13 protein-coding genes and 1 pseudogene are annotated in these 19713 nt (G+C 66.2%); 6 read left to right on the forward strand and 8 right to left on the reverse strand.

Going from position 1 to position 19713, the window contains the following annotated elements:
• Positions 1–136: 136 nt before the first annotated feature.
• Genes WMW70_RS14170 through WMW70_RS14180 form a run of 3 tightly spaced genes read right to left on the reverse strand, consistent with a single transcriptional unit; the run spans position 137 to position 3006 of the window.
• On the reverse strand, positions 137–592 hold the full coding sequence (locus WMW70_RS14170) for a DUF2214 family protein (RefSeq protein ID WP_341438111.1): 456 nt from the start codon (positions 590–592) through the stop codon (positions 137–139).
• A gap of 28 nt (positions 593–620) precedes the next feature.
• Positions 621–1649: a GGDEF domain-containing protein gene (locus WMW70_RS14175; protein ID WP_341438112.1), complete on the reverse strand. Its 1029-nt coding sequence runs from the start codon at positions 1647–1649 to the stop codon at positions 621–623.
• On the reverse strand, positions 1636–3006 hold the full coding sequence (locus WMW70_RS14180; protein ID WP_341438113.1) for an MATE family efflux transporter: 1371 nt from the start codon (positions 3004–3006) through the stop codon (positions 1636–1638). The genes WMW70_RS14175 and WMW70_RS14180 overlap by 14 nt, the downstream gene beginning before the upstream one ends.
• Positions 3007–3181: 175 nt before the next feature.
• Here WMW70_RS14180 and WMW70_RS14185 point away from each other — a divergent pair, with 175 nt between their 5' ends.
• Positions 3182–3646, forward strand: a complete 465-nt coding sequence (locus WMW70_RS14185) for an aminoacyl-tRNA deacylase (protein ID WP_341438114.1) — start codon at positions 3182–3184, stop codon at positions 3644–3646.
• Between the two features lie 132 nt (positions 3647–3778).
• Positions 3779–8695 carry an alpha-2-macroglobulin family protein gene (locus tag WMW70_RS14190; protein WP_341438115.1) on the forward strand — a complete coding sequence of 1639 codons (4917 nt, stop codon included), beginning with the start codon at positions 3779–3781 and terminating at the stop codon, positions 8693–8695.
• A 42-nt stretch (positions 8696–8737) separates the two neighbouring features.
• Here the strand turns inward: WMW70_RS14190 and WMW70_RS14195 are convergent, their stop codons facing one another.
• Positions 8738–9031 (reverse strand): hypothetical protein, encoded by a 294-nt coding sequence (locus WMW70_RS14195; RefSeq protein ID WP_341438116.1) that lies wholly within the window; start codon positions 9029–9031, stop codon positions 8738–8740.
• A 138-nt stretch (positions 9032–9169) separates the two neighbouring features.
• Here WMW70_RS14195 and pbpC point away from each other — a divergent pair, with 138 nt between their 5' ends.
• From pbpC to WMW70_RS22140, 4 genes and pseudogenes are all read left to right on the forward strand, one after another.
• A complete protein-coding gene (pbpC, locus tag WMW70_RS14200; RefSeq protein ID WP_341438117.1) occupies positions 9170–11551 on the forward strand; it encodes a peptidoglycan glycosyltransferase PbpC in 2382 nt (793 codons plus the stop codon).
• A gap of 204 nt (positions 11552–11755) precedes the next feature.
• Positions 11756–12505 (forward strand): substrate-binding periplasmic protein, encoded by a 750-nt coding sequence (locus WMW70_RS14205; protein WP_341438118.1) that lies wholly within the window; start codon positions 11756–11758, stop codon positions 12503–12505.
• Positions 12506–12666: 161 nt separating this feature from the next.
• Positions 12667–13683, forward strand: a pseudogene (locus WMW70_RS22135) (HAMP domain-containing protein); the annotation flags it as partial.
• A 141-nt stretch (positions 13684–13824) separates the two neighbouring features.
• Positions 13825–14553, forward strand: coding sequence for a methyl-accepting chemotaxis protein (locus WMW70_RS22140; protein WP_445942152.1), 729 nt, complete (start codon positions 13825–13827; stop codon positions 14551–14553).
• 198 nt (positions 14554–14751) lie between these two features.
• Here WMW70_RS22140 and WMW70_RS14215 read toward each other — a convergent pair whose 3' ends face one another.
• The 4 genes from WMW70_RS14215 to WMW70_RS14230 all read right to left on the reverse strand — a co-directional run bounded on the left by WMW70_RS14215 (position 14752) and on the right by WMW70_RS14230 (position 19559).
• Positions 14752–15882 (reverse strand): GGDEF domain-containing protein, encoded by a 1131-nt coding sequence (locus tag WMW70_RS14215; protein WP_341438120.1) that lies wholly within the window; start codon positions 15880–15882, stop codon positions 14752–14754.
• Between the two features lie 65 nt (positions 15883–15947).
• A complete protein-coding gene (locus tag WMW70_RS14220; protein WP_341438121.1) occupies positions 15948–17069 on the reverse strand; it encodes a GGDEF domain-containing protein in 1122 nt (373 codons plus the stop codon).
• 134 nt (positions 17070–17203) lie between these two features.
• Positions 17204–18055 carry a universal stress protein gene (locus tag WMW70_RS14225; RefSeq protein WP_341438122.1) on the reverse strand — a complete coding sequence of 284 codons (852 nt, stop codon included), beginning with the start codon at positions 18053–18055 and terminating at the stop codon, positions 17204–17206.
• A 16-nt stretch (positions 18056–18071) separates the two neighbouring features.
• Positions 18072–19559, reverse strand: coding sequence for a SulP family inorganic anion transporter (locus tag WMW70_RS14230; protein WP_341438123.1), 1488 nt, complete (start codon positions 19557–19559; stop codon positions 18072–18074).
• Between the last annotated feature and the right edge of the window lie 154 nt (positions 19560–19713).

Here is a 19713-nt window from a genome sequence, read left to right on the forward strand (position 1 = left end):
ACCGGCGCGACACTAGCAGAGCCGGCGCGTGCGGGCAAATCAGCGGGGCGGTATGTGGGCTTGTGGGAAGGGCTTCAGCCGCGACAGTTGTTCGCCGCTAAAGCGCCTCCCACAGGGTTTGAGGTCTGCTTGGCTGTCAGCCGATCAGACCGTGGCCCCGCGCCATCAGCACCGCTAACAATGGGATGGCCAGCAACAGCAACAGTTCCACCCGGATTGCCATGATCACCCAGCGTGCCTGGCGTGCACTGACCTGGGGGGCCTGGCCGGCCTTGAGGGCATTGCGCCAGTTGATAAAGACAAAGGTCGGCCCTGCCGAAATCAGCCCGACCAGGATAAACAGGCCGACCTTGGCATGGAACAGGCCGTTGCCCAGGTAGTAGTCCAGGCCCTTGCCGTACCAGATCACACGGGCCAGGCCGCTGAACAGCACCAGCCCGGCGAAGATGCCATAGGCCAGGTCGGTGATGATCAGGCTGCGTGCGCGCCGCAGATCCAGCGGCAGCTTGAACTGCACGTGCTCGATGGCGAGCAGGGCGAACAGGACGAAGATCGACAGGTAATGGATATAGGCGGCGAGAGCTTGGGCCATTGGCGAGTCCTTGGGGTGAAGAGGGGCCTTAGTCGGCCAGTTCCACTCTGTTACGGCCGTTGTCTTTGGCCTGGTAGAGGGCCTCGTCGGCGCGCTTCAGGCTGTGCTCCGGTTGTTCCAGGGCACGACCCATGGCCGCGCCGATGCTGATGGTCAGGTTGAGCGGGGCGGCGTCGGTGCTGATCGGTTTCTGGTTGACGGCCTTGAGGATGCGCCCGGCAATGCGCAGCAGTTCCTGCTGGTCGTGAACCAGCAGCAGTACCACGAACTCCTCGCCGCCGCTGCGGGTCACCACATCCTGGGGGCGCACGGAGGCGCTGATACGGCGGGCGGTTTCCCACAGGGCCTGGTCGCCGGCGGCATGGCCGTGGGTGTCGTTGACCGGCTTGAAGTGGTCGAGGTCGCAGAACAGCACGCCGAGCTGCAGGCCCTGCTCCTCGGCCTGCAGCAGCTGTTTGGCAAGAAAGTGGTTAAGACCGGCGCGGTTCCACAGCTGGGTCAGTGGGTCGAGCATGGACTTGCGCTGTTCGCGGCTCAGGGCGGCACGCAGCTGTACGGTTTGTTCGCTGACCCTGCGCAGCTTCAGATAACCCTCCACCAGCACCGCCATATCGATAAACAGGCGCAGCTGCTGGTCGCTCATCTGCCGAGGGGTGGAGTCGATCAGGCACAGGGTGCCCAGTGCCTGGCCATCTTCGGCGAACAGCGGCTGGCCGGCATAGAAGCGGATATGCGGGGTCTGGGTTACCAGCGGGTTATCCAGAAAGCGCGGGTCGCTGAAGGTGTCTTCGATGATCAATGGCTGGGCGGCGAGAATGGCATGACCGCAGAAGGATATGGAGCGCGGCGTTTCCGCCGCATCCAGGCCCAGGCGCGCCTTGAACCACTGGCGGTCGTGGTCGATCAGGCTGACCAGCACGGTCTTGACGGCAAACACTTCCCGTACCACCCGCACCAGGGTATCCAGGTAGGGGTCGGCTGGCGTGTCGAGCAACTCATGGCTGTCGAGGCTCCGTTGGCGCAGCGTTTCATCGCCAGGCAGTTCAGGGATGAGCATTGAGCGCTCCTAATCGAGAGGGATTGAACCAGCCGTCAGCGTGGCTCAGGCGGTAAGCATAGACGCCCAGAATGAGGCTTCGCAGCAGCATAAACCACATAAAGGCCAGCCACAGGCCGTGATTGCCCAGGGCCTGTAGCCACCAGGCCGGGGGCAGGCTGAGGAACAGGCTGAGGAGCATGGCGTCGCGCATCTCGCGGGCGCGGGTGGCCCCGATAAACAGGCCGTCGAGCAGGTAGCTCCAGACGGCGATCAGCGGCAGCAGGGCCAGGTACGGCAGGTAGTCGAGGGCCTGGTCGCGGACCACGGCGATATTGGTCTGCAGGCCGATAAACCACTGGCCGCCAAGCAGGAAGAACAGGGCAAAGCCCAGGCTGGCCAGCAGCGACCAGCCGCCGGCGACGATCAGGCTGCGCCGCAGGGCGTTGCGGTCGCGCGCGCCCAGGGCATGCCCGCACAGCGCTTCCACCGCGTGGGCCAGGCCATCCAGGGCGTGGGCGGTCAGCAGCAGGCCGTTGAGCAGCAGGGCGTTGGCCGCCACCGTGGCGTCGCCCAGGCGCGTGCCCTGCACGGTGATCAGAAAGAACACCGCCTGCAACGCCAGGGTGCGGATAAAGATGTCGCGGTTGACCGCCAGCAGCGGTCGCCAGTTCAGCCAGCGCCCCAGCGCCGCCCAGTCGAGCCGCCCGGCATAGCCGCGCAGGGCGCGCCGCGCCAGGTACAGGCCGAGCAGGGCACCACTCCATTCGGCAATCACCGAGGCCCAGGCCGCGCCCGCCACGCCCCAGTGCAACCCGAGGACAAACAGCAGGTCGAGGGCAACATTGAGTAGGTTGGTGGTCAGCAGAATCGCCAGCGGCCCGCGGGCGTTCTGGGTGCCGAGCAACCAGCCGATCAGGGCATAGGTCGCCAGAGCGGCAGGCAGGCCGAACAGGCGGATATGCAGGTAGTCGCGGGCCAGGGCATCGAGGTTGGCGGAGGGTTGCATCAGGCCGAGGGCGGCGTTGCTCAAGGGCAGCGCCAGGCCGATCAGCAGCAGCGCCAGCCCGCCACCGAGCAGCAGGCCCTGCAACAGCACCTGGCGCAGCGCGCCGCCGTCGCCCCGGCCGGCGGCCTGGGCGCTGAAGCCCGTGGTGCCCATGCGCAGAAAGCCCACCGCCCAGATCAGCAGGGTGTAGAGGCTGCCGCCCACGGCCACGGCGGCCAGCTGATGGGCATGGGGCAGATGGCCGACCACGGCACTGTCGACCAGGGCCACCAGTGGCACCGACAGGTTGCTCAGAATCATCGGCGCGGCCAGGGCCCAGACCTTGCGCTGGGTCGGCTGATGCTGCCAGGCGTCGAGCAGTGCGGACATGGGCGCTCCGGAAAAAGGCCGATTATAGGCGCAGCCCGGTTGATAGTGCGTTTTCGCCTATGCAGGCCTGGTCATAGCAGCAAGGGTTGCAGTGGTCGGCCCCAGTCCACGGCAGGGCTGGCTAAACTGAGGTCAGGGGGTAATGACTGCGCATCGCGCGGTCGAGGAGGTAGTTATGCATATGGCACAAACCCTTGAACGCAACCTGCAGCGTGCGCACTGTCAGTACGAGCTGCTCGAACATGACATGACGGCGACCAGCCTGGAGTCGGCCCGCAAGGCGGGCATCCCGGCCGCACGCATGGCCAAGTCGGTGATCCTCGACGACCGCCGCGGGCATTACCTGATGGCCGTGCTGCCGGCCAATCGCCAGCTGGACCTGGACAAGGTACGCAAGGGCCCGCAGCGCTGGCAGCTGAGCGGCGAGCAGGCGCTGGCCAAGCTGTTCAAGGATTGTCAGCGCGGTGCGGTGCCGGCCCTGGGCGAGCTCTATGGCCTGGACATGCTGATCGACCCCATGCTGGTCGGCCAGCAGGACATCTACCTGGAAGCCGGCGACCATGAAAGCCTGGTGCATATGCCGGTCGACGAGTTCTTCAGGCTGGTGCCCAACGCCGAGATCCGCGAGCTCTGCGCCTGAGGTCTGATCCAACGCTACGCCGCGCGGCAGCCAGGTGTGCGCTGCTCGCGACTTTGCCGGCGGCCCACTCGTCGGCCGCCGGGGCCTCGACTATAGTGTGTGGCTGCACCCACCACCCTGTTGGAGCCCGCAATGCCGAAGAAAGGACTGCTTCTGGCACTTGCCCTGAGCCTGCTCAGCGCCTGTGATTCTTCCACCCCCGAGCCTGCCAAGGTCAGCGTCAGCGCTCCCGCCGCCACCGACCAAGCAGCGCCGCCACTGGACAAGGCGGCCCTGGCCGAGCGCTACGCCGGCCGCGAACTGACGGTGGTGGATGTTTCCGAAGTGCAGCTGGAGGGAGCCAGCACGCTGTCGGTCAGCTTCTCGGTGCCGCTGGACCCCGAGCAGAAGCTCGCCTCGCGCCTGCATCTGGTCGACAGCAAGAGTGGCAAGGTCGATGGAGCCTGGGAGCTTGCCGACAACCTGATGGAAGTGCGCCTGCGCCATCTGGAGCCGCAGCGCAAGCTGGTGCTGACCGTGGATGCCGGGCTGCAGGCCCTGACCGGCGCGACCCTGGCCGCCGAACACGTCAGCCGTCTGCAGACCCGTGACCTGCAGGCCAGCGTCGGCTTCGCCAGCCGCGGCTCGCTGTTGCCGACCCGCCTGGCCGAGGGCCTGCCGGTGATCGCGCTGAACGTCGACAAGGTCAATGTCGAGTTCTTCCGGATCAAGGCCGAAGCCCTGCCGAAGTTTCTCGCCCAGTGGGGGCGCAGCAGCAACCTGGACACCTGGGAGGCGCGTTCGCTGCTGCCCATGGCCGATCTGGTGTACGGCGGCCGTTTCGACCTCAACCCCGCGCGCAATACCCGCGAAACCCTGCTGTTGCCGATTGCCGGCCTGGAGCCGTTCAAGCAGCCCGGGGTGTACCTGGCGGTGATGCGCGAGGCCGGCAACTACAGCTATTCGCAGCCCGCCACGCTGTTTACCCTGAGCGATATCGGCCTGTCCGCCCACCGCTACCGCAACCGTCTGGATGTGTTCACTCAGGCCCTGGCTGGCGGTGAAGCAATGGCCGGCGTCGCCCTGGAATTGCTCGATGGCAAGGGCCAGCTGCTGGCCGAGGGCAAGACCGACAAGGCCGGGCACGCCGAATTGCCCCTGGTTGCCAAGGCCGAGGTGCTGCTGGCCCATCTCGGTGAGCAGACCAGCCTGTTGCGCCTGAACGGCCCCGCCCTGGATCTGGCCGAGTTCGATATCGCCGGGCCCCAGGCCCATCCGCTGCAGTTCTTCGTGTTCGGCCCGCGGGATCTCTATCGCCCGGGCGAAAGCGTGCCGCTCAACGGCCTGCTGCGCGATGCCGATGGCCGCGCGATAAAAGCCCAACCGGTGAATGTCGAGGTGCGCCGGCCGGACGAGCAGGTCAGCCGCAAGTTCGTCTGGCAGGCCGATGCCAGCGGGCTCTATCAGTACCAGCTGCAGCTGGCCGAGGAAGCCCCGACCGGGCGCTGGCAGCTGCTGTTCGACCTCGGCGACGGCAAGCCGCAGCTCTACGAATTTTCCGTGGAGGACTTTCTTCCCGAGCGCCTGGCCCTGGAACTCAAGGGCAGTGAAGCGCCTTATGAGCCGGCGCAGGCCGCCGACTTCGAGGTCATTGGGCGCTACCTGTACGGCGCGCCGGCTGCCGGCAATCGCCTCAGTGGCCAGCTTTATGTGCGGCCGCTGCGTGAGGCGGTGGAGAGCTTGCCGGGCTATCAGTTCGGCTCGGTCACCGAGACGGAACTGAGCCAGGATATCGAGCTGGAAGACACCAGCCTGGACGAGCAGGGCAAGGCCCAGCTGAGTATCGACAGCCGCTGGGCCAGTGCCAAATCACCGTTGCGCCTGATCCTCCAGGCCAGCCTGCAGGAGTCCGGCGGCCGGGCGATTACCCGGCGGCTTATCCAGCCGGTATGGCCGGCCGAGCGCCTGCCCGGCGTGCGCGGCCTGTTCGATGGCGAGCAGGTGGACGCCGACAGCCTGGCCGAGTTCGAGGTGCTGGTGGCCGATGCCGCCGGCAACAAGCTGGCCGCCGAACAGTTGACCGTGCGCCTGGTGCGCGAGCGCCGCGACTACTTCTGGAACTTCTCCGAGAGCGATGGCTGGAGCCATAACTACAACGAGAAATTCCTCACCCTGGGCGAGGAAAGCCTCAAGGTCGACGCCGGCGGTACGGCCAAGATCAGCTTCCCGGTGGAGTGGGGCCCGTACCGCGTCGAAGTCATAGATACCCAGACCGGCATGCTCAGCAGCCTGCGGTTCTGGGCCGGTTATCGCTGGCAGGACAACGCCGATGGCGGCGCGGTGCGCCCCGATCAGGTCAAACTGGCGCTGGATAAGCCGGCCTATATCGATGGCGACACCGCCCGGGTTACCGTCACCCCGCCTTCTGCGGGCAAGGGCTACCTGATGGTGGAGTCCAGCGAGGGGCCGCTGTGGTGGCAGGAAGTCGAGGTGCCGGCCGAGGGCAAGGCCTTCGATATCCCGATCGCCAAGGACTGGGCACGGCATGACCTGTACCTCAGCGCCCTGGTGATCCGCCCCGGCGAGCGCAAGAGCAATGCCACGCCCAAGCGCGCGGTCGGCCTGCTGCATCTGCCGCTGGAACGTGCGCCGCGCAAACTGGCGCTGACCCTCAGTGCGGCGGAAAAGATGCGCCCCAACCAGCCGCTCACGGTCAAGGTGCAGGCGCGCAACGCCGATGGCAGCATCCCGAAACAGGCGCAGGTGCTGGTGGCCGCGGTGGATGTCGGCATCCTCAATATTACCGGCTACGCCACTCCCGATCCCTTCGCCAACTTCTTCGGCCGCAAGGCCTATGGTGCGGACCAACTGGATATCTACGGCCAGCTGATCGAAGCCGGGCAAGGCAGGGTGGCCAAGCTGGCCTTTGGTGGTGACGCGGCGCTGGCCGGTGGCGGCAAGCGCCCGGACACCAGCGTGCTGATCGTCGCCCTGCAGAGCCAGCCGCTGCTGCTGAACGAGCAGGGTGAGGGCGAAGTCAGCCTGGCTATCCCCGACTTCAACGGCGAGCTGCGCCTGATGGCGCAAGCCTGGACCGATGAGCATTACGGCATGGGCGAAGGCAAGACGGTGGTCGCCGCGCCGTTGATTGCCGAGCTGTCGGCCCCGCGCTTTCTCGCCGGTGGCGATGAAACCACCCTGGCCCTGGACCTGAGCAACCTGTCCGGGCGCGAGCAGCAGCTGGATGTGCAGTTCAGCGCCGAAGGCCAGTTGCGCCTGGCTCCGGGAGGCGCTGCGAGCGTTGTGCCGATCACCCTGGCCGATGGCCAGCGCAGCATTCTGCGCATTCCGGTGACCGCGCTGGGTGGTTACGGCCAAGGGCGTTTCAAGGTCAGCGTCAATGGCCTGGCCTTGCCCGGCGAAGACCTGCCGCCGTTCAGCCGTGAATGGACCCTGGGTATTCGTCCGGCCTATCCGGCGCAGCTGCAGCACTTCCGCGCGGTGCTTAAAGACCAGCCATGGAACCTGCCGGCCGATGCCCTCAGTGCCTTCGAAGCGGCGGGCCTGGAGGCGCGACTGGCGATTTCCAGCCGGCCACCGCTCAACCTTGGCGAGCAGATCCGTGCACTCAAGGCCTACCCCTATGGCTGCCTGGAGCAGACCACCAGCGGCCTGTATCCATCCTTGTATGCCGATGCGGCGACGCTGAAGCGCCTGGGCGTGGCAGCCGAACCGGATGAGCAGCGCAAACGTTCCATCGAGCTGGGCATCGAGCGACTGTTGAGCATGCAGCGCTACAACGGCAGCTTCGGCCTGTGGGGCGCGGACAGCGATGAGGAATACTGGCTGACCGCCTATGTCAGCGATTTCCTTCTGCGTGCCCGTGAGCAGGGCTTCGGCGTGCCGGAAGAAGCGCTGAAAAAGGCCAACGAACGGCTGCTGCGCTATTTGCAGGAGCGTCATCTGATCGAGGTCAACTACAGCGACAACGCCAACCACAGCCGCTTTGCCGTGCAGGCCTACGCCGGTTATGTGCTGGCGCGCAGCCAACAGGCCCCGCTGGGTGCCTTGCGCAGCCTGTATGAGCGACGCAGCGATGCGTTGTCCGGCTTGCCGCTGGTGCATCTGGCCGTGGCGCTGGAGAAAATGGGCGACCAGCCGCGTGCCGATGAACTGTTGAGCGCCGGCCTGGCCCGTGGCCGTGAGCGCAATAACTGGCTGGCCGACTACGGCAGCCCGCTGCGCGACCAGGCGCTGATTCTGGCCCTGCTGGAAGAGCACGACCTGGCCGGCAATCGCCGTGAAGAGCGGCTGTTCAACCTGGCCGATGAAGTGGCCGGGCAACAGTGGCTGTCGACCCAGGAGCGCAACTCGCTGTACCTGGCCGGGCGCAACCTGCTGAGCAAACCGGAGCCGAGTTGGAGCGCAGCGCTGCAAAGCGGCAGCCTGGCCTTTGATCTGAACAATGCCCAGCCGGGCCTCAAGCTTGATGGCAGTGATCTGGCCACGCCTTTGAGCATCAGCAATTCGGCGAGCAAGCCGGGCGATACGCCGCTGTATCAGCAGCTGACCCTGTCCGGTTACCCACGCCAGGCCCCGGCTGCGGGCGGTGAAAACCTCAGCATCAACCGCGAATACCTGGGCATGGATGGCCAGGCGCTGGATCTGAGCAATCTGCAGAGCGGCGAGCTGGTGCTGGTGCACCTGGCCGTAGCGGCTGACCAGCGGGTGCCGGATGCCCTGGTGGTCGATCTGCTGCCGGCGGGCCTGGAGCTGGAAAACCAGAACCTGGCGCAAAGCTCGGCCAGCCTGGACGACGCCAGCAGCGCGGTAAAGGAATGGCACAAGGCAATGCAAAACGCCGCGATCAAACACCAGGAGTTCCGTGGTGATCGCTACGTCGCGGCCCTGGATGTCAACGGCTATGAAACCACCCACCTGCTGTACCTGGCCCGCGCCGTCACCCCTGGCAGCTACCGCGTGCCGCCACCGCAGGTGGAGTCGATGTACCGGCCCAACTGGCAGGCCCTGGGCGAGACGCCGGAACGGCTGGTAGTTAAAGAGCGCTAGAATGGACAAGGCCCGCCAAGTTGGCGGGCCTTGTCGTTTGGCTTAACCGATTAAACCGCTTAGCAACCACAACCCCAGTACCAGCCAGATCACCCCGGCAATGATCGAGCGGCGGATAAAGGCGCGTACGGCCAGGTACAGCAGCCACAGGCCTGCGACCAGCACCACGATGCTGAGCAATGACGGCGTCACTCCCAAGGCCTTGGACATGCCGGTGATAAAACTGCTGATCGCTCCGCTGAAGATGCCGAAAAAGCCGCTCAGGCCCTCGACGATAAAGCGGATTACCGACCCGACGGCCTCGCCAAGGGATTCAAAAAAGCCTTCTACACCCATAATTCTCGTTCCACTCGACTCTGAGTTGATTGCTGCTGCGCGCCAGTGTGCCAGTCATTTGGCAGAATGGCAGTGCTCTTGGCCGGTTGAGTCGCTAATTGTCAGTACCGCCCCGTGATGCAAGGAATGGATCAGCGCATGACCCGCCTTAAACAGTTCTGCCTGCCGGCCCTGTGGCTGTGGCGTGACCGGCTGTGGCCATTGCTGCGCCGCCCCTGGCTGGGTATTCCGTTAAGCCTGCTGCTGGTTCTGGCGGCGGCCGACCGTCTGTTTCCCTTGCCCCTGCCCGCAGACGATCTGGCCCGGGTGGTGCTGGCCGAGGACGGTACGCCCTTGTGGCGTTTTGCCGACCATGACGGCGTATGGCGCTACCCGGTCAGTCCGGCCGAGGTGTCGCCCTATTACCTGGATGCGTTGCTGACCTACGAGGACCGCTGGTTCTATCGCCATCCCGGGGTCAACCCGCTGGCCCTGGGTCGTGCGGCCTGGCAGAACCTGCGCGGCGGCCGGGTGCTGTCCGGCGGCAGCACCCTGTCGATGCAGGTGGCGCGGCTGCTCGATCCCCATGCGCGCAGCTACGCCGGCAAGCTCAAGCAGTTGTGGCGTACCGCCCAGCTGGAGTGGCATCTGTCCAAGGACGAAATCCTCACCCTGTACCTCAATCGCGCGCCCTTCGGCGGCACCCTGCAGGGTGTGGCGGCGGCCAGCTGGGCCTATCTGGGCAAGCCGCCGAGCCAGCTGACCCGCGCCGAAGCGGCGCTGCTCGCGGTGCTGCCGCAAGCGCCCAGCCGCTTGCGCCCGGACCGTCATCCCGAGCGGGCCCAGGCGGCGCGGGATAAGGTGCTCAAACGTCTGGCCAGTTTCGCGGTATGGCCACAGTCGGCGATCAAGGATGCGCTGGAGGAACCGGTGCTGCTGGCTCCGCGTCAGGAACCCAGCCTGGCCCCCTTGCTGGCGCGGCGGTTGAACACCCGCGCTAGCCCGCCGCTGATCCGTACCACTCTGGATGCAGCCCTGCAGCGTCGTCTGGAAGACCTGCTGCTGGGCTGGCGGGCGCGGCTGCCAGAGCGCACCTCGGCGGCGATTCTGGTAGTCGAGCAGCCGAGCATGGCGGTGCGCGCCTACCTGGGCTCGGTGGATATCGGCGATGCCAGGCGCTTCGGCCATGTCGATATGGTCAGCGCGGTGCGCTCGCCGGGTTCGACGCTGAAACCCTTTCTCTATGGCATGGCCCTGGACGAGGGGCTGATCCATTCCGAGTCGCTGCTGCAGGATGTGCCACGGCGGTACGGCGATTACCGCCCAGGCAACTTCGCCGCCGGCTTCAGCGGTGCGGTGTCGGCTAGCGAGGCCCTGGCCAGCTCCCTTAACCTGCCGGCCGTGCAACTGCTGGAAGCCTATGGACCGAAGCGCTTCGCCGGTGAGCTGCGCAGCGCCGGCGTGCCGTTGTTGTTGCCGCCGTTGGCCGAACCCAATCTGGCGTTGATTCTCGGCGGTGCCGGCAGCCGCCTGGAGGAACTGGTCAGTGGTTACAGCGCCTTCGCCCGGGGCGGCAAGGCGGCGCGTCTGCGCTTTCAGCCCCAGGACGAACTGCTGGAGCGCCGCCTGCTGTCGCCGGGGGCGGCCTGGATAGTGCGGCGCATCCTCAGCGGTCAGGCGCGCCCGGACCGTGACCCGCGGGCGCAGCTGGTGCAGCGTCCGACCCTCGCCTGGAAGACCGGCACCAGTTACGGCTTTCGCGATGCCTGGGCAATTGGCGTGGCCCCGCGTCATGTGATCGGCGTGTGGATCGGCCGCCCGGATGGCACCCCGGTGCCCGGTCAATTCGGCCTGGCCTCGGCCGCGCCCCTGCTGCTGCAGGTGCACGATCTGCTGGCCAACCGCGACAGCCAGCGCGGCATTGCCCCGGCGCAGGAGGCGCAGCCCGCCAGCGTGGGCGTGGCGGCGATCTGCTGGCCGCTGGGCCAGGCCCTGCCGCGCAGCGATCCCAATTGCCGGCGTCAACGCTTCGCCTGGACCCTGGCCGGCACCGTGCCGCCGACCCTGCAGGCACAGGATCAGCCCCTGGGCCTGGGTTTGCAGGAGCAGCTATGGCTCAACCCCCAGGGCTTGCGCGTCGACGCCGCCTGCCCGGGTGCCACACGCCACAGCCTGGCCCTGTGGCCCGCGCCTCTGGAGCCCTGGCTGCCTCGGCGCGAGCGGCGTAGCGCGCGGCTGCCGGCCGTCGATCCGACCTGCCCGCCGCAGAGTGCGCCGGCGGTCGCGCCGCTTTCCATCGTCGGGGTGCGTGAAGGCGATCGTCTGCGCCGCCCGGCCGGCAGCACCGAGCCCCTGCGTTTGCGCCTTACCGCCCTGGGCGGCAGCGGCCGACATTGGTGGTTTGTCGATGGCCAGCCGGTGGCTCAGAGCCTGGCCGGCAGCGCCATCAACCAGCGCTTCAGCCGGCCCGGCGACTATCAGTTGAGCGTGCTGGACGAAAGCGGGCAGACCGCGCGGCTGCTGTTTCGCGTGCTGGATTGAGTGCGCGCGCAACGCATGCCGCTGGACTCTGTTGTCCGGGCGGTTTTGCGGGTTCGACTACACTGAGGCCAATTGAATCGTCCTGTGTCCGTGGCCTGCGGTTTGCTGCAGTGCGCCGCGGGCTTTTGCCTGTCCTGTCGGCACTGCTCCGGCTGGCGACTCAGGCGCGTGCAGCGTGCGGCGGGACGCATTAGGGGGGTAATTATGGTTTGCTGGGCCTTGCGCCTGTTGTGTATATCGCTGCTTGGCTGCCCCCTGGCCATGGCGGCCGAGTTGCAGCTGTACACCGAGGAAAATCCACCGCTCAACTTCAGCCACGACGGCCAGGCCGATGGGCTGGCCAGTGAGGTGGTGCGCGAGCTGCTGCGGCGAACCGGCGACAGCGCGAGCATTCGCGTGGTGCCCTGGGCGCGGGGTTACAGGCTGGTGCAGGGCAAGGCCAATGTCGGCCTGTTTGTGGCCGTGCGCACCCCCGAGCGCGAGCCGCTGTTTCACTGGGTCGGCCCGCTGCTGTCGACCACCACCAGCTTCTATGCCCGCCGTGGCAGTGGCCTGCGCATCGCCAGCCTGGAGGATGCCCGGCGGGTTGCCGGTATCGCCGTGCCGCGGGACTGGTATTCGCACCAGTTTCTGCAGAAGGAGGGGTTTACCAACCTGGTGCTGCAGCCCAAGCCCCATGAGGTGCTGCGCATGACCTTGTATGGCCGGGTGCCCGTGCTGGTCTATGAAGACCAGTTGCTGCCGAGCCTGGTGGCCGAGCTGGGGGCTTCCATGGATGACCTCAAACGCCTCTACGGCTTTATGCAGAGCAGCAGCTATATCGTTTTTTCCAAGGCCACCGACGTGCAACTGGTGCAGCGCTGGCAGCTGGCCCTGGAGCAGATGGCCGACGACGGCAGCCTGGCCTACCTTCAACAGCAGTGGCTGCCGCAACCGGCCGTCACCTCGCCATAAAGACAGCGGGCGGCGTGCTGCGCTCGCCAGACAGTCTGTCGGATCGCGGCTTGTATTTTGTATACAGCTGTGTGCCCAATGTGTGAAATTCCAATAACAGTCAGCGGTGACCCACCATGCAGTTCTGGCGGCGCAGTATCCAGTGGCAACTGATTCTCAGCATGGGGGCGGCCCTGCTGGCCAGCATCCTGATCGTGGTGGGGGTGTACTCGGCGGTGGTCAACCGCCTCACCGAACGCTACCTGGTCGAGGAAGCGCTGCCGGCCCGGGTTCTGGCGATCCGCAACGATCTGGAACGGGTGCTGAGTGGCCCGATTACCGCCAATGCCGGCATCGCCGAGAACACCCTGGTGCAGGACTGGCTGGCCGCAGGCGAGGATCCCGAGCAGCGCGATGCCATGGCCCGTTATCTGGAAGGGGTGCGTGCGCAACAGAACGCCATGACCACCTCGATTGCCGTGCTCGCCAGCGGCAACTACACCACCGGCGAGGGGCTGGCGCGGGTCATCAGCCGCGATCAGGCGGAGAACCAGTGGTTCTACAACCTGGTCGACAGCAGTCGCGATCGGGTGCTGGAAATCGACATCGACAAGGGCACGCGACTGCCCACCCTGTTTATCAACCAGCGGATCAAGCAGGGCGGCAAAACCCTCGGCGTCTCCGGTCTGGGCTTCAGCCTCAAGGCCATGTCGGAAATGATCCGCGACTTCCGCTTTGGCGAGCGCGGTCAGGTGTTTCTGATCGATGCAGGCGGCGAGATCAAGGTCCATCCCCAGGCGGAGCTGAGCGGCAGCGGGCGCTTGGCCGAGCTGTTCGGCAGCGCCGCGGCTCAGGCGTTGCTGGGCGGCGACGGCAAGGCCGTGCGCTTCGAGCGCGACGGCGAAACCTACTTGGCGGTGGCGCAGAAACTGAGCAGCCTGGACTGGCTGCTGGTCAGCGAGGTGCCGGAGGCGGAGATCTATGCCGAGGCGCGCCAGGCCCTGGTGATGACCAGCGTAATCGGCCTGGGCGTAGCCCTACTGTTTCTCGGCCTGGTGGTGCTGCTGGCGCGCGGCCTGGTGCGGCCAATTCGCCAGGTCACCAGCGCCCTGGTGGAAATCGGCGGCGGTGGTGGCGATCTGACCCGGCGGCTGGATGAGTCGCGGGCCGATGAACTGGGCGACCTGGCCCGTGGCTTCAACCGTTTTATTGGCGGCCAGCGCACGCTGATCGCAGCCGTGCTGGCCACCAGCGAACGCCTGCGCAGCGCAGTGGCCCAGGTCGGCCAGGTGGTGGAAAACACCGCCGGGCGCTCGGGGCAGCAGCAGGAAATGACCGATATGGTCGCCACCGCCGTACATGAGATGGGCCTGACCGTGCAGGAAATCGCGCGTAACGCCAGCAATGCCGCCCAGGCATCGCAAAGCGCCCGCAACGAGGCGCAGCAGGCCCGCGAAGTGGTGGGGCAGTCGATTGGCCATATCGAGCATATGTCGGCGGAAATTGGCGACGCCGCCACTGCGGTCGGCCAGCTGGCCACCCAGGTGGCCTCCATCGACCAGGTGCTGGCGGTGATTCGCGGCATTTCCGAGCAGACCAATCTGCTGGCGCTGAATGCGGCGATCGAGGCCGCCCGTGCCGGCGAGCAGGGCCGCGGCTTTGCCGTGGTGGCGGACGAGGTGCGCACCCTGGCGCAGCGCACCCAGGCCTCCACCGATGAGATCCAGCAGATGATCGCCCGCCTGAAACAGGGCGCGGAGACCGCCGTCAGCTCCATGCGCGCCGGCCAGGCCGCCACCGGCACCGGGGTCGAGGCCAGCCAGCGCACCGGCCAGTCACTTAGCGCCATCACCGAGCAGGTGGAACGCATCAGTGATATGAACACCCAGGTGGCGGCGGCCACCGAAGAGCAGTCCTCGGTGACCGAGGAAATCAAGCGCAACGTGCAGGGCATCGCCGACCTGGCCCACGCCAACGCCGACGAGGTGCGCACCTGCCGGGAGGATTGCCAGACCCTGCGTGGCCTGGCCGATGACCTGGCCACGCAGATGGGCAGCTTCCGCCTTTAAGGCCGACCACCGCTGAATCGGCTGCTGTTGATCTGTTTGGTTTTGTAGGCGCGGGCTTGCCCGCGAATCGAGGTCAATGGCAAGGCATCGCGGCCAATGACTGGGCGTTCCCACCGCCCTACTGGTTTTGTGGCGGTCGTCAGGACGGCGGGCGGCGCTGAATCGGGAGCTGCATTTTTTACCCGGCGGCACGCTTGCTCAGGCCAGCTCCAGGCGGTTGCGCCCGGCGGCCTTGGCTCGATAGAGGGCGTTGTCGACCCGTGTATAAAAGGCCTCGGCGGAGTCGTCGCAAAGCGGCTGGAAGGTGCCGACGCCGAGGCTGCAGGTCAGGGGCGGCTGCTGCTCCTGGCTCGGCGTCTGCACCTGCAGCGGCCGCTCGCTCAGCTCGGCGCGAAAGTGTTCGGCCAGGGCCATGGCTTGCTCCAGGCTGGTGTCGGGCATCAGCACGGCAAACTCCTCGCCGCCCAGACGCAGGAGGATATCGCTGTCGCGGCGGAACACCTGGCGCATGCGCTCGGCGAAGGCCTGCAGGTAGAGGTCGCCGGCGCGGTGGCCGAACTGGTCGTTGATCTTCTTGAAGAAATCGATATCCAGCAGCACCAGCGCCAGCGTGCTGTTCTGTCGGCGCGCGCTGGCCAGCCAGTTGGGCAGTAGGGCGTTGAACTGGTAGCGGTTGTTCAGGCCGGTGAGGGCGTCGGTGCGGCTGAGGCGGTCCAGCTGTTCGCCCTGGTGCAGCAGACGCAGCTCGCGCTCGACGCCGATACGGTATTCGCGGTTCCAGCGATACAGCAGCAGGCCCAGGTAGCCCAGGTAGAGCACCAGGGCCACCGACTCGCCGATATCGCCGATGCCCAGGTGGATCTTGATCGCGGTACTGGGCAGGTAGGTCAGCAGGATGGCCAGGGCGCAGCGGCCCATGCGCATCGGGTAGGTGAGCGCCAGGGCGGTGCCGAACACCACCACGCACAGCACGGTCACCAGGTGCGAGGCGATGATCCCGGGGTACAGCTGGATGCCCGCGAGCATCAGGCCCCAGGTCAGCGACTGCAGCAGCAGGAGGGTCCAGCGCCGATCCAGCCAGCGCTGCAGCTGCACCGGCTGCAGATGTTCGGCGGGTCGCTGACGGCTGCGCAGGACAAAGAACACCAGTAACAGCAGGCCGCCGCCGCTCCATATCCACAGATTCTGCTCCGGGTTGCTGCTGGTCAGCCAGAGCATGGCCCAGGCGAGCAGGTAGTAATAGCCGCCGAATCGGGAACGGATATGGGTATCGCTCGCCTCCCGCCAGAGCCTCAGACGGGGGGCGGTTGCCGCGGATATCGACTTCATCGGCAGCTACTCGCACGGTCACCCACTGAGTCTAGCCGGGTGATGGCTATTTGCCTTGCGCGGCCTCAGGCCAGTTGCAGGCGGTTGCGGCCCATGCCCTTGGCCAGGTAGAGGGCGTCGTCGACGCGCTTGAAGAAGGCCGCGGCGTCATGGTCGCGCTGCGGGTCAAAGCAGCCGACGCCGAGGCTGGCGGTCAGTGGCAGGCAGTTGTCGTCGATATCGAAACTCTGCTTGACCAGTTCCTGGCGGAAAGCTTCCGCCAGCTGGCAGGCCTGCTCCAGCGGGGTATTGGGCATCAGCACGCCGAACTCTTCGCCGCCCAGGCGCAGCAGGGCGTCGCTGTCGCGGCGGAAAACCTGGTGCATGCGCTCGGCAAAGGCGCTGAGGCAGGCATCGCCACAGGCGTGGCCATGCATATCGTTGACCTGTTTGAAGAAGTCGATATCCAGCAGCACCAGCGACAGTGGGGCGCTCTGCCGCTGGGCGTTGGCGACCATCACCGGAAACAGGCTGTTGAACTGATGACGATTGCCCAGCTGGGTCAGGCTGTCGGTGCGGCTGAGTATTTCCAGCGATTCCTGCTGCTCCAGCAGCTTGAGCTCCAGGGCCAGGGTGGCGTGGTATTCACGGTGGCTTCGGTTGAGGGCCAGCAGCAGGTAGCTGAGGTAGGCGGCGAGGGTCATCAGGGTGGCTGACTGCTCGCCACCGGCCTGAGCCATGACCAGCAGGCCCGGCAGGTAGATCAGCAGCAGGGCCAGGATGGCGCGGCCTCGGCGCATCGCGAAGTTGAAACCCATGGCCGTGCCGAAGGCGACGGTGCTGAGGGTGGCGATGGTGGCGGCGCTGCTCAGCAGGGGGTGGCTCAGCACCAGGGCATGGATCAGGCCCCAGCTCAGGGCGGTGAACAGAATCAGCCCCCACTGCCGGTTGAGCCAGCGCTGCATGGCTTCCGGGCTCTGTTCGCTGGGCAGGCGATGCAGCACGCGCAGCACCAGTAGCAGGGCGAACAGGCTGGCAATGCCAAGGCCCAGGCCGAGCTGGCTCATGGGGCTGGTGCTGAACAGCCAGGTGAGCAGCCAGGCCAGCGGGTAATAGATACCGCCCAGGGTCGAGCGGGTGCGGGTGTCCTGAGCTTCACGCCATATGGCAAAGGCCTGGGGCTGGCGAGGGGCGGCGGAGTCAGTCATGGCCTGTGATCACAGATAGGCTTTAGCCTGAGCATAACTGCTACGGCATGAAACGCACTGTCCATTTGCCACTGCGGACCGACGGTATAGCCTCTTGCATATGGGGCAGGCTGCCGCGCCTCGGCCAGCCTCGCCTAGCGCAGGATCAGCAGCGGACTGGTGCTGGTGCGCAGCAGGTGGCTGGTGGTGCTGCCCACCAGGAACTGGCGGATGCGTGAGTGGCCGTAGGCCCCCATCACCAGCAGGTCGATGCCCTGTTCGAGCTGGTAGGCGTGCAGGGTTGGTTCGACCTCGCCGGCACGAATCGCCAGCTGCACCTCATGGCCGCCCTTGACCAGGCGCTGCTCGGCCTCCTTGAGCTGCTCCCAGGCCGGGTCGGTGTCTGCACCAACCATCAGCACGTGGATCGGCAGGCCCTTGAACAGCGGGCTGGCGGCGAGCATGTCGATGCCCTTGTGGCAGGTCGGGCTGCCATCGAAGGCCAGCATCAGGCTCCGCGGGGGGTGGAACTGGCCAGGGGTGACCAGGATCGGCCGGTGCAGGGTGCGGATCACGCTTTCCAGATGACTGCCCACCAGCTGGCTGACGGCATCGCTGGTTTCGCCCTGGCGACCGATCACCAGCAGGCGGATGTCCTGCTCCAGTTCGCCGAGGCAGGTCACCAGGTCGCCGTGACGCTGGCGCAGCTGCGGGTTGCTGACGCCGTCGCGCTGGGCGCGCTGCTTGGCCGCCTCCAGCGCCAGGCGGCCCTGCTCCAGGGCCAGGGTGCTGCGCTGCTGGTCGAGCTCGGCCAGCTCCTGGAGTAACTGCTCGCGGCTGCCCAGGGCGATATTGCCGGAGAGGTTGCTCAGCGGCGGGTACTGCTTGTGGTCGAGCACGTGCAGCAGGGTCAGCGGCGCGCCGAGGCGCAGGCTGGCCCAGGCAGCGTAATCGCAGACCGCCGGGGAAGACAGGGAACCATCAATGCAAGCCATTACCTGGGACATGCTGTTCTCCTTCTTATCAGTGGCCCGACAGCAGGTCGCTGGCGTTGTCCTTGTCGTGCACGCCGAAGCGGTCGACGATGGTGGCGCTGGCTTCGTTCAGGCCCAGCACTTCGACTTCGGTGCCTTCGCGGCGCAGCTTGATGACCACCTTGTCCAGGGCAGCGACGGCGGTGATGTCCCAGAAGTGCGCGCGGGACAGGTCGATCACCACCTTAGCAACGGCTTCCTTGAAATCAAAGGCCGCGACGAACTTGTCGGCGGAGCTGAAGAACACCTGGCCGACCACCTTGTAGGTGCGCAGTCGACCATCGGCGTCGGTTTCCGAGTTGATATAGAGGAAGTGGCCGATCTTGTTGGCGAAGAACAGCGCCGCCAGCAGCACGCCGACAAATACGCCGTAGGCCAGGTTGTGGGTATAGACGGTCACCGCCACGGTGGCGAGCATGACGATATTGGTGGAGAGCGGGAAGGTCTTGAGGTTGCGGATCGAGTCCCAGCTGAAGGTGCCGATCGACACCATGATCATCACCGCCACCAGCGCGGCCATGGGGATCTGGCTGACCCATTCCGAGAGGAACACCACCATCAGCAGCAGCACCACACCGGCCACCAGGCAGGAAAGACGGCCGCGGCCGCCGGATTTCACGTTGATCACCGACTGGCCGATCATCGCGCAGCCGGCCATGCCGCCGAGCAGGCCGGAGGCGATGTTGGCCACACCCTGGCCTTTGCATTCGCGGTTCTTGTCGCTGCTGGTGTCGGTCAGGTCGTCGATGATGGTGGCGGTCATCATCGATTCCAGCAGGCCGACCACGGCCAGGGCGGCGGCGTAGGGGAAGATGATCGCCAGGGTTTCCAAATTCAGCGGTACGTCCGGCCAGAGGAAGATCGGCAGGGTGTCCGGCAGTTCGCCCATATCACCGACGGTGCGGATATCCAGGCCGAAATACATGGCTACGGCGGTCATCGACAGGATGCACACCAGCGGCGAGGGGATCAGCTGGCCGAGCTTCGGCACATAGGGGAACAGGTAGATGATGCCCAGACCCGTGGCGCACATGGCATAGACCTGCCAGGTGACGTTGGTCAGTTCCGGCAACTGGGCCATAAAGATCAGAATCGCCAGGGCGTTGACGAAACCGGTGACCACCGAGCGCGAGACAAAGCGCATCAGGCTGCCCAGTTTCAGGTAGCCCGCGCCGATCTGCAGCAGCCCGGTCAGCAGCGTCGCCGCCAGCAGGTATTGCAGGCCGTGTTCTTTCACCAGGGTCACCATGACCAGGGCCATGGCCCCGGTGGCGGCGCTGATCATCCCCGGGCGGCCGCCGACGAAGGCGATCACCACGGCGATGCAGAAGCTGGCGTAGAGGCCGACCTTGGGGTCGACCCCGGCGATGATCGAGAAGGCGATGGCTTCCGGGATCAGCGCCAGCGCCACCACCAGACCGGCGAGCACGTCGCCGCGGATATTGAACAACCAGGTGTTTTTCAGGCTTTGCAGCATGGGGCATTCCAATGGCTGGGGTCCGCAGGTGCACGCAAGGGCAGCGGATGGGGCTAATAAAAATCCAGGTACAACGAGTGCGACGACGGACCGAGGTGGCTGGCGCGCAGGGGGCATGGCGACGTAGCGGAAAACCGCCCGGGCCACGCGGGGA

This window comes from Pseudomonas sp. XK-1, assembly GCF_038069885.1.
Lineage (GTDB): Bacteria > Pseudomonadota > Gammaproteobacteria > Pseudomonadales > Pseudomonadaceae > Aquipseudomonas.

Excerpts from the sequence above, each read along its gene's own strand:
- WMW70_RS14170 (WP_341438111.1), bottom strand. The coding sequence starts at position 592 with ATGGCCCAAGCTCTCGCCGCCTATATCCATTACCTGTCGATCTTCGTC.
- WMW70_RS14175 (WP_341438112.1), bottom strand. The coding sequence starts at position 1,649 with ATGCTCATCCCTGAACTGCCTGGCGATGAAACGCTGCGCCAACGGAGC.
- WMW70_RS14180 (WP_341438113.1), bottom strand. The coding sequence starts at position 3,006 with ATGTCCGCACTGCTCGACGCCTGGCAGCATCAGCCGACCCAGCGCAAG.
- WMW70_RS14185 (WP_341438114.1), top strand. The coding sequence starts at position 3,182 with ATGCATATGGCACAAACCCTTGAACGCAACCTGCAGCGTGCGCACTGT.
- WMW70_RS14190 (WP_341438115.1), top strand. The coding sequence starts at position 3,779 with ATGCCGAAGAAAGGACTGCTTCTGGCACTTGCCCTGAGCCTGCTCAGC.
- WMW70_RS14195 (WP_341438116.1), bottom strand. The coding sequence starts at position 9,031 with ATGGGTGTAGAAGGCTTTTTTGAATCCCTTGGCGAGGCCGTCGGGTCG.
- pbpC (WP_341438117.1), top strand. The coding sequence starts at position 9,170 with ATGACCCGCCTTAAACAGTTCTGCCTGCCGGCCCTGTGGCTGTGGCGT.
- WMW70_RS14205 (WP_341438118.1), top strand. The coding sequence starts at position 11,756 with ATGGTTTGCTGGGCCTTGCGCCTGTTGTGTATATCGCTGCTTGGCTGC.
- WMW70_RS22140 (WP_445942152.1), top strand. The coding sequence starts at position 13,825 with ATGGTCGCCACCGCCGTACATGAGATGGGCCTGACCGTGCAGGAAATC.
- WMW70_RS14215 (WP_341438120.1), bottom strand. The coding sequence starts at position 15,882 with ATGAAGTCGATATCCGCGGCAACCGCCCCCCGTCTGAGGCTCTGGCGG.
- WMW70_RS14220 (WP_341438121.1), bottom strand. The coding sequence starts at position 17,069 with ATGACTGACTCCGCCGCCCCTCGCCAGCCCCAGGCCTTTGCCATATGG.
- WMW70_RS14225 (WP_341438122.1), bottom strand. The coding sequence starts at position 18,055 with ATGTCCCAGGTAATGGCTTGCATTGATGGTTCCCTGTCTTCCCCGGCG.
- WMW70_RS14230 (WP_341438123.1), bottom strand. The coding sequence starts at position 19,559 with ATGCTGCAAAGCCTGAAAAACACCTGGTTGTTCAATATCCGCGGCGAC.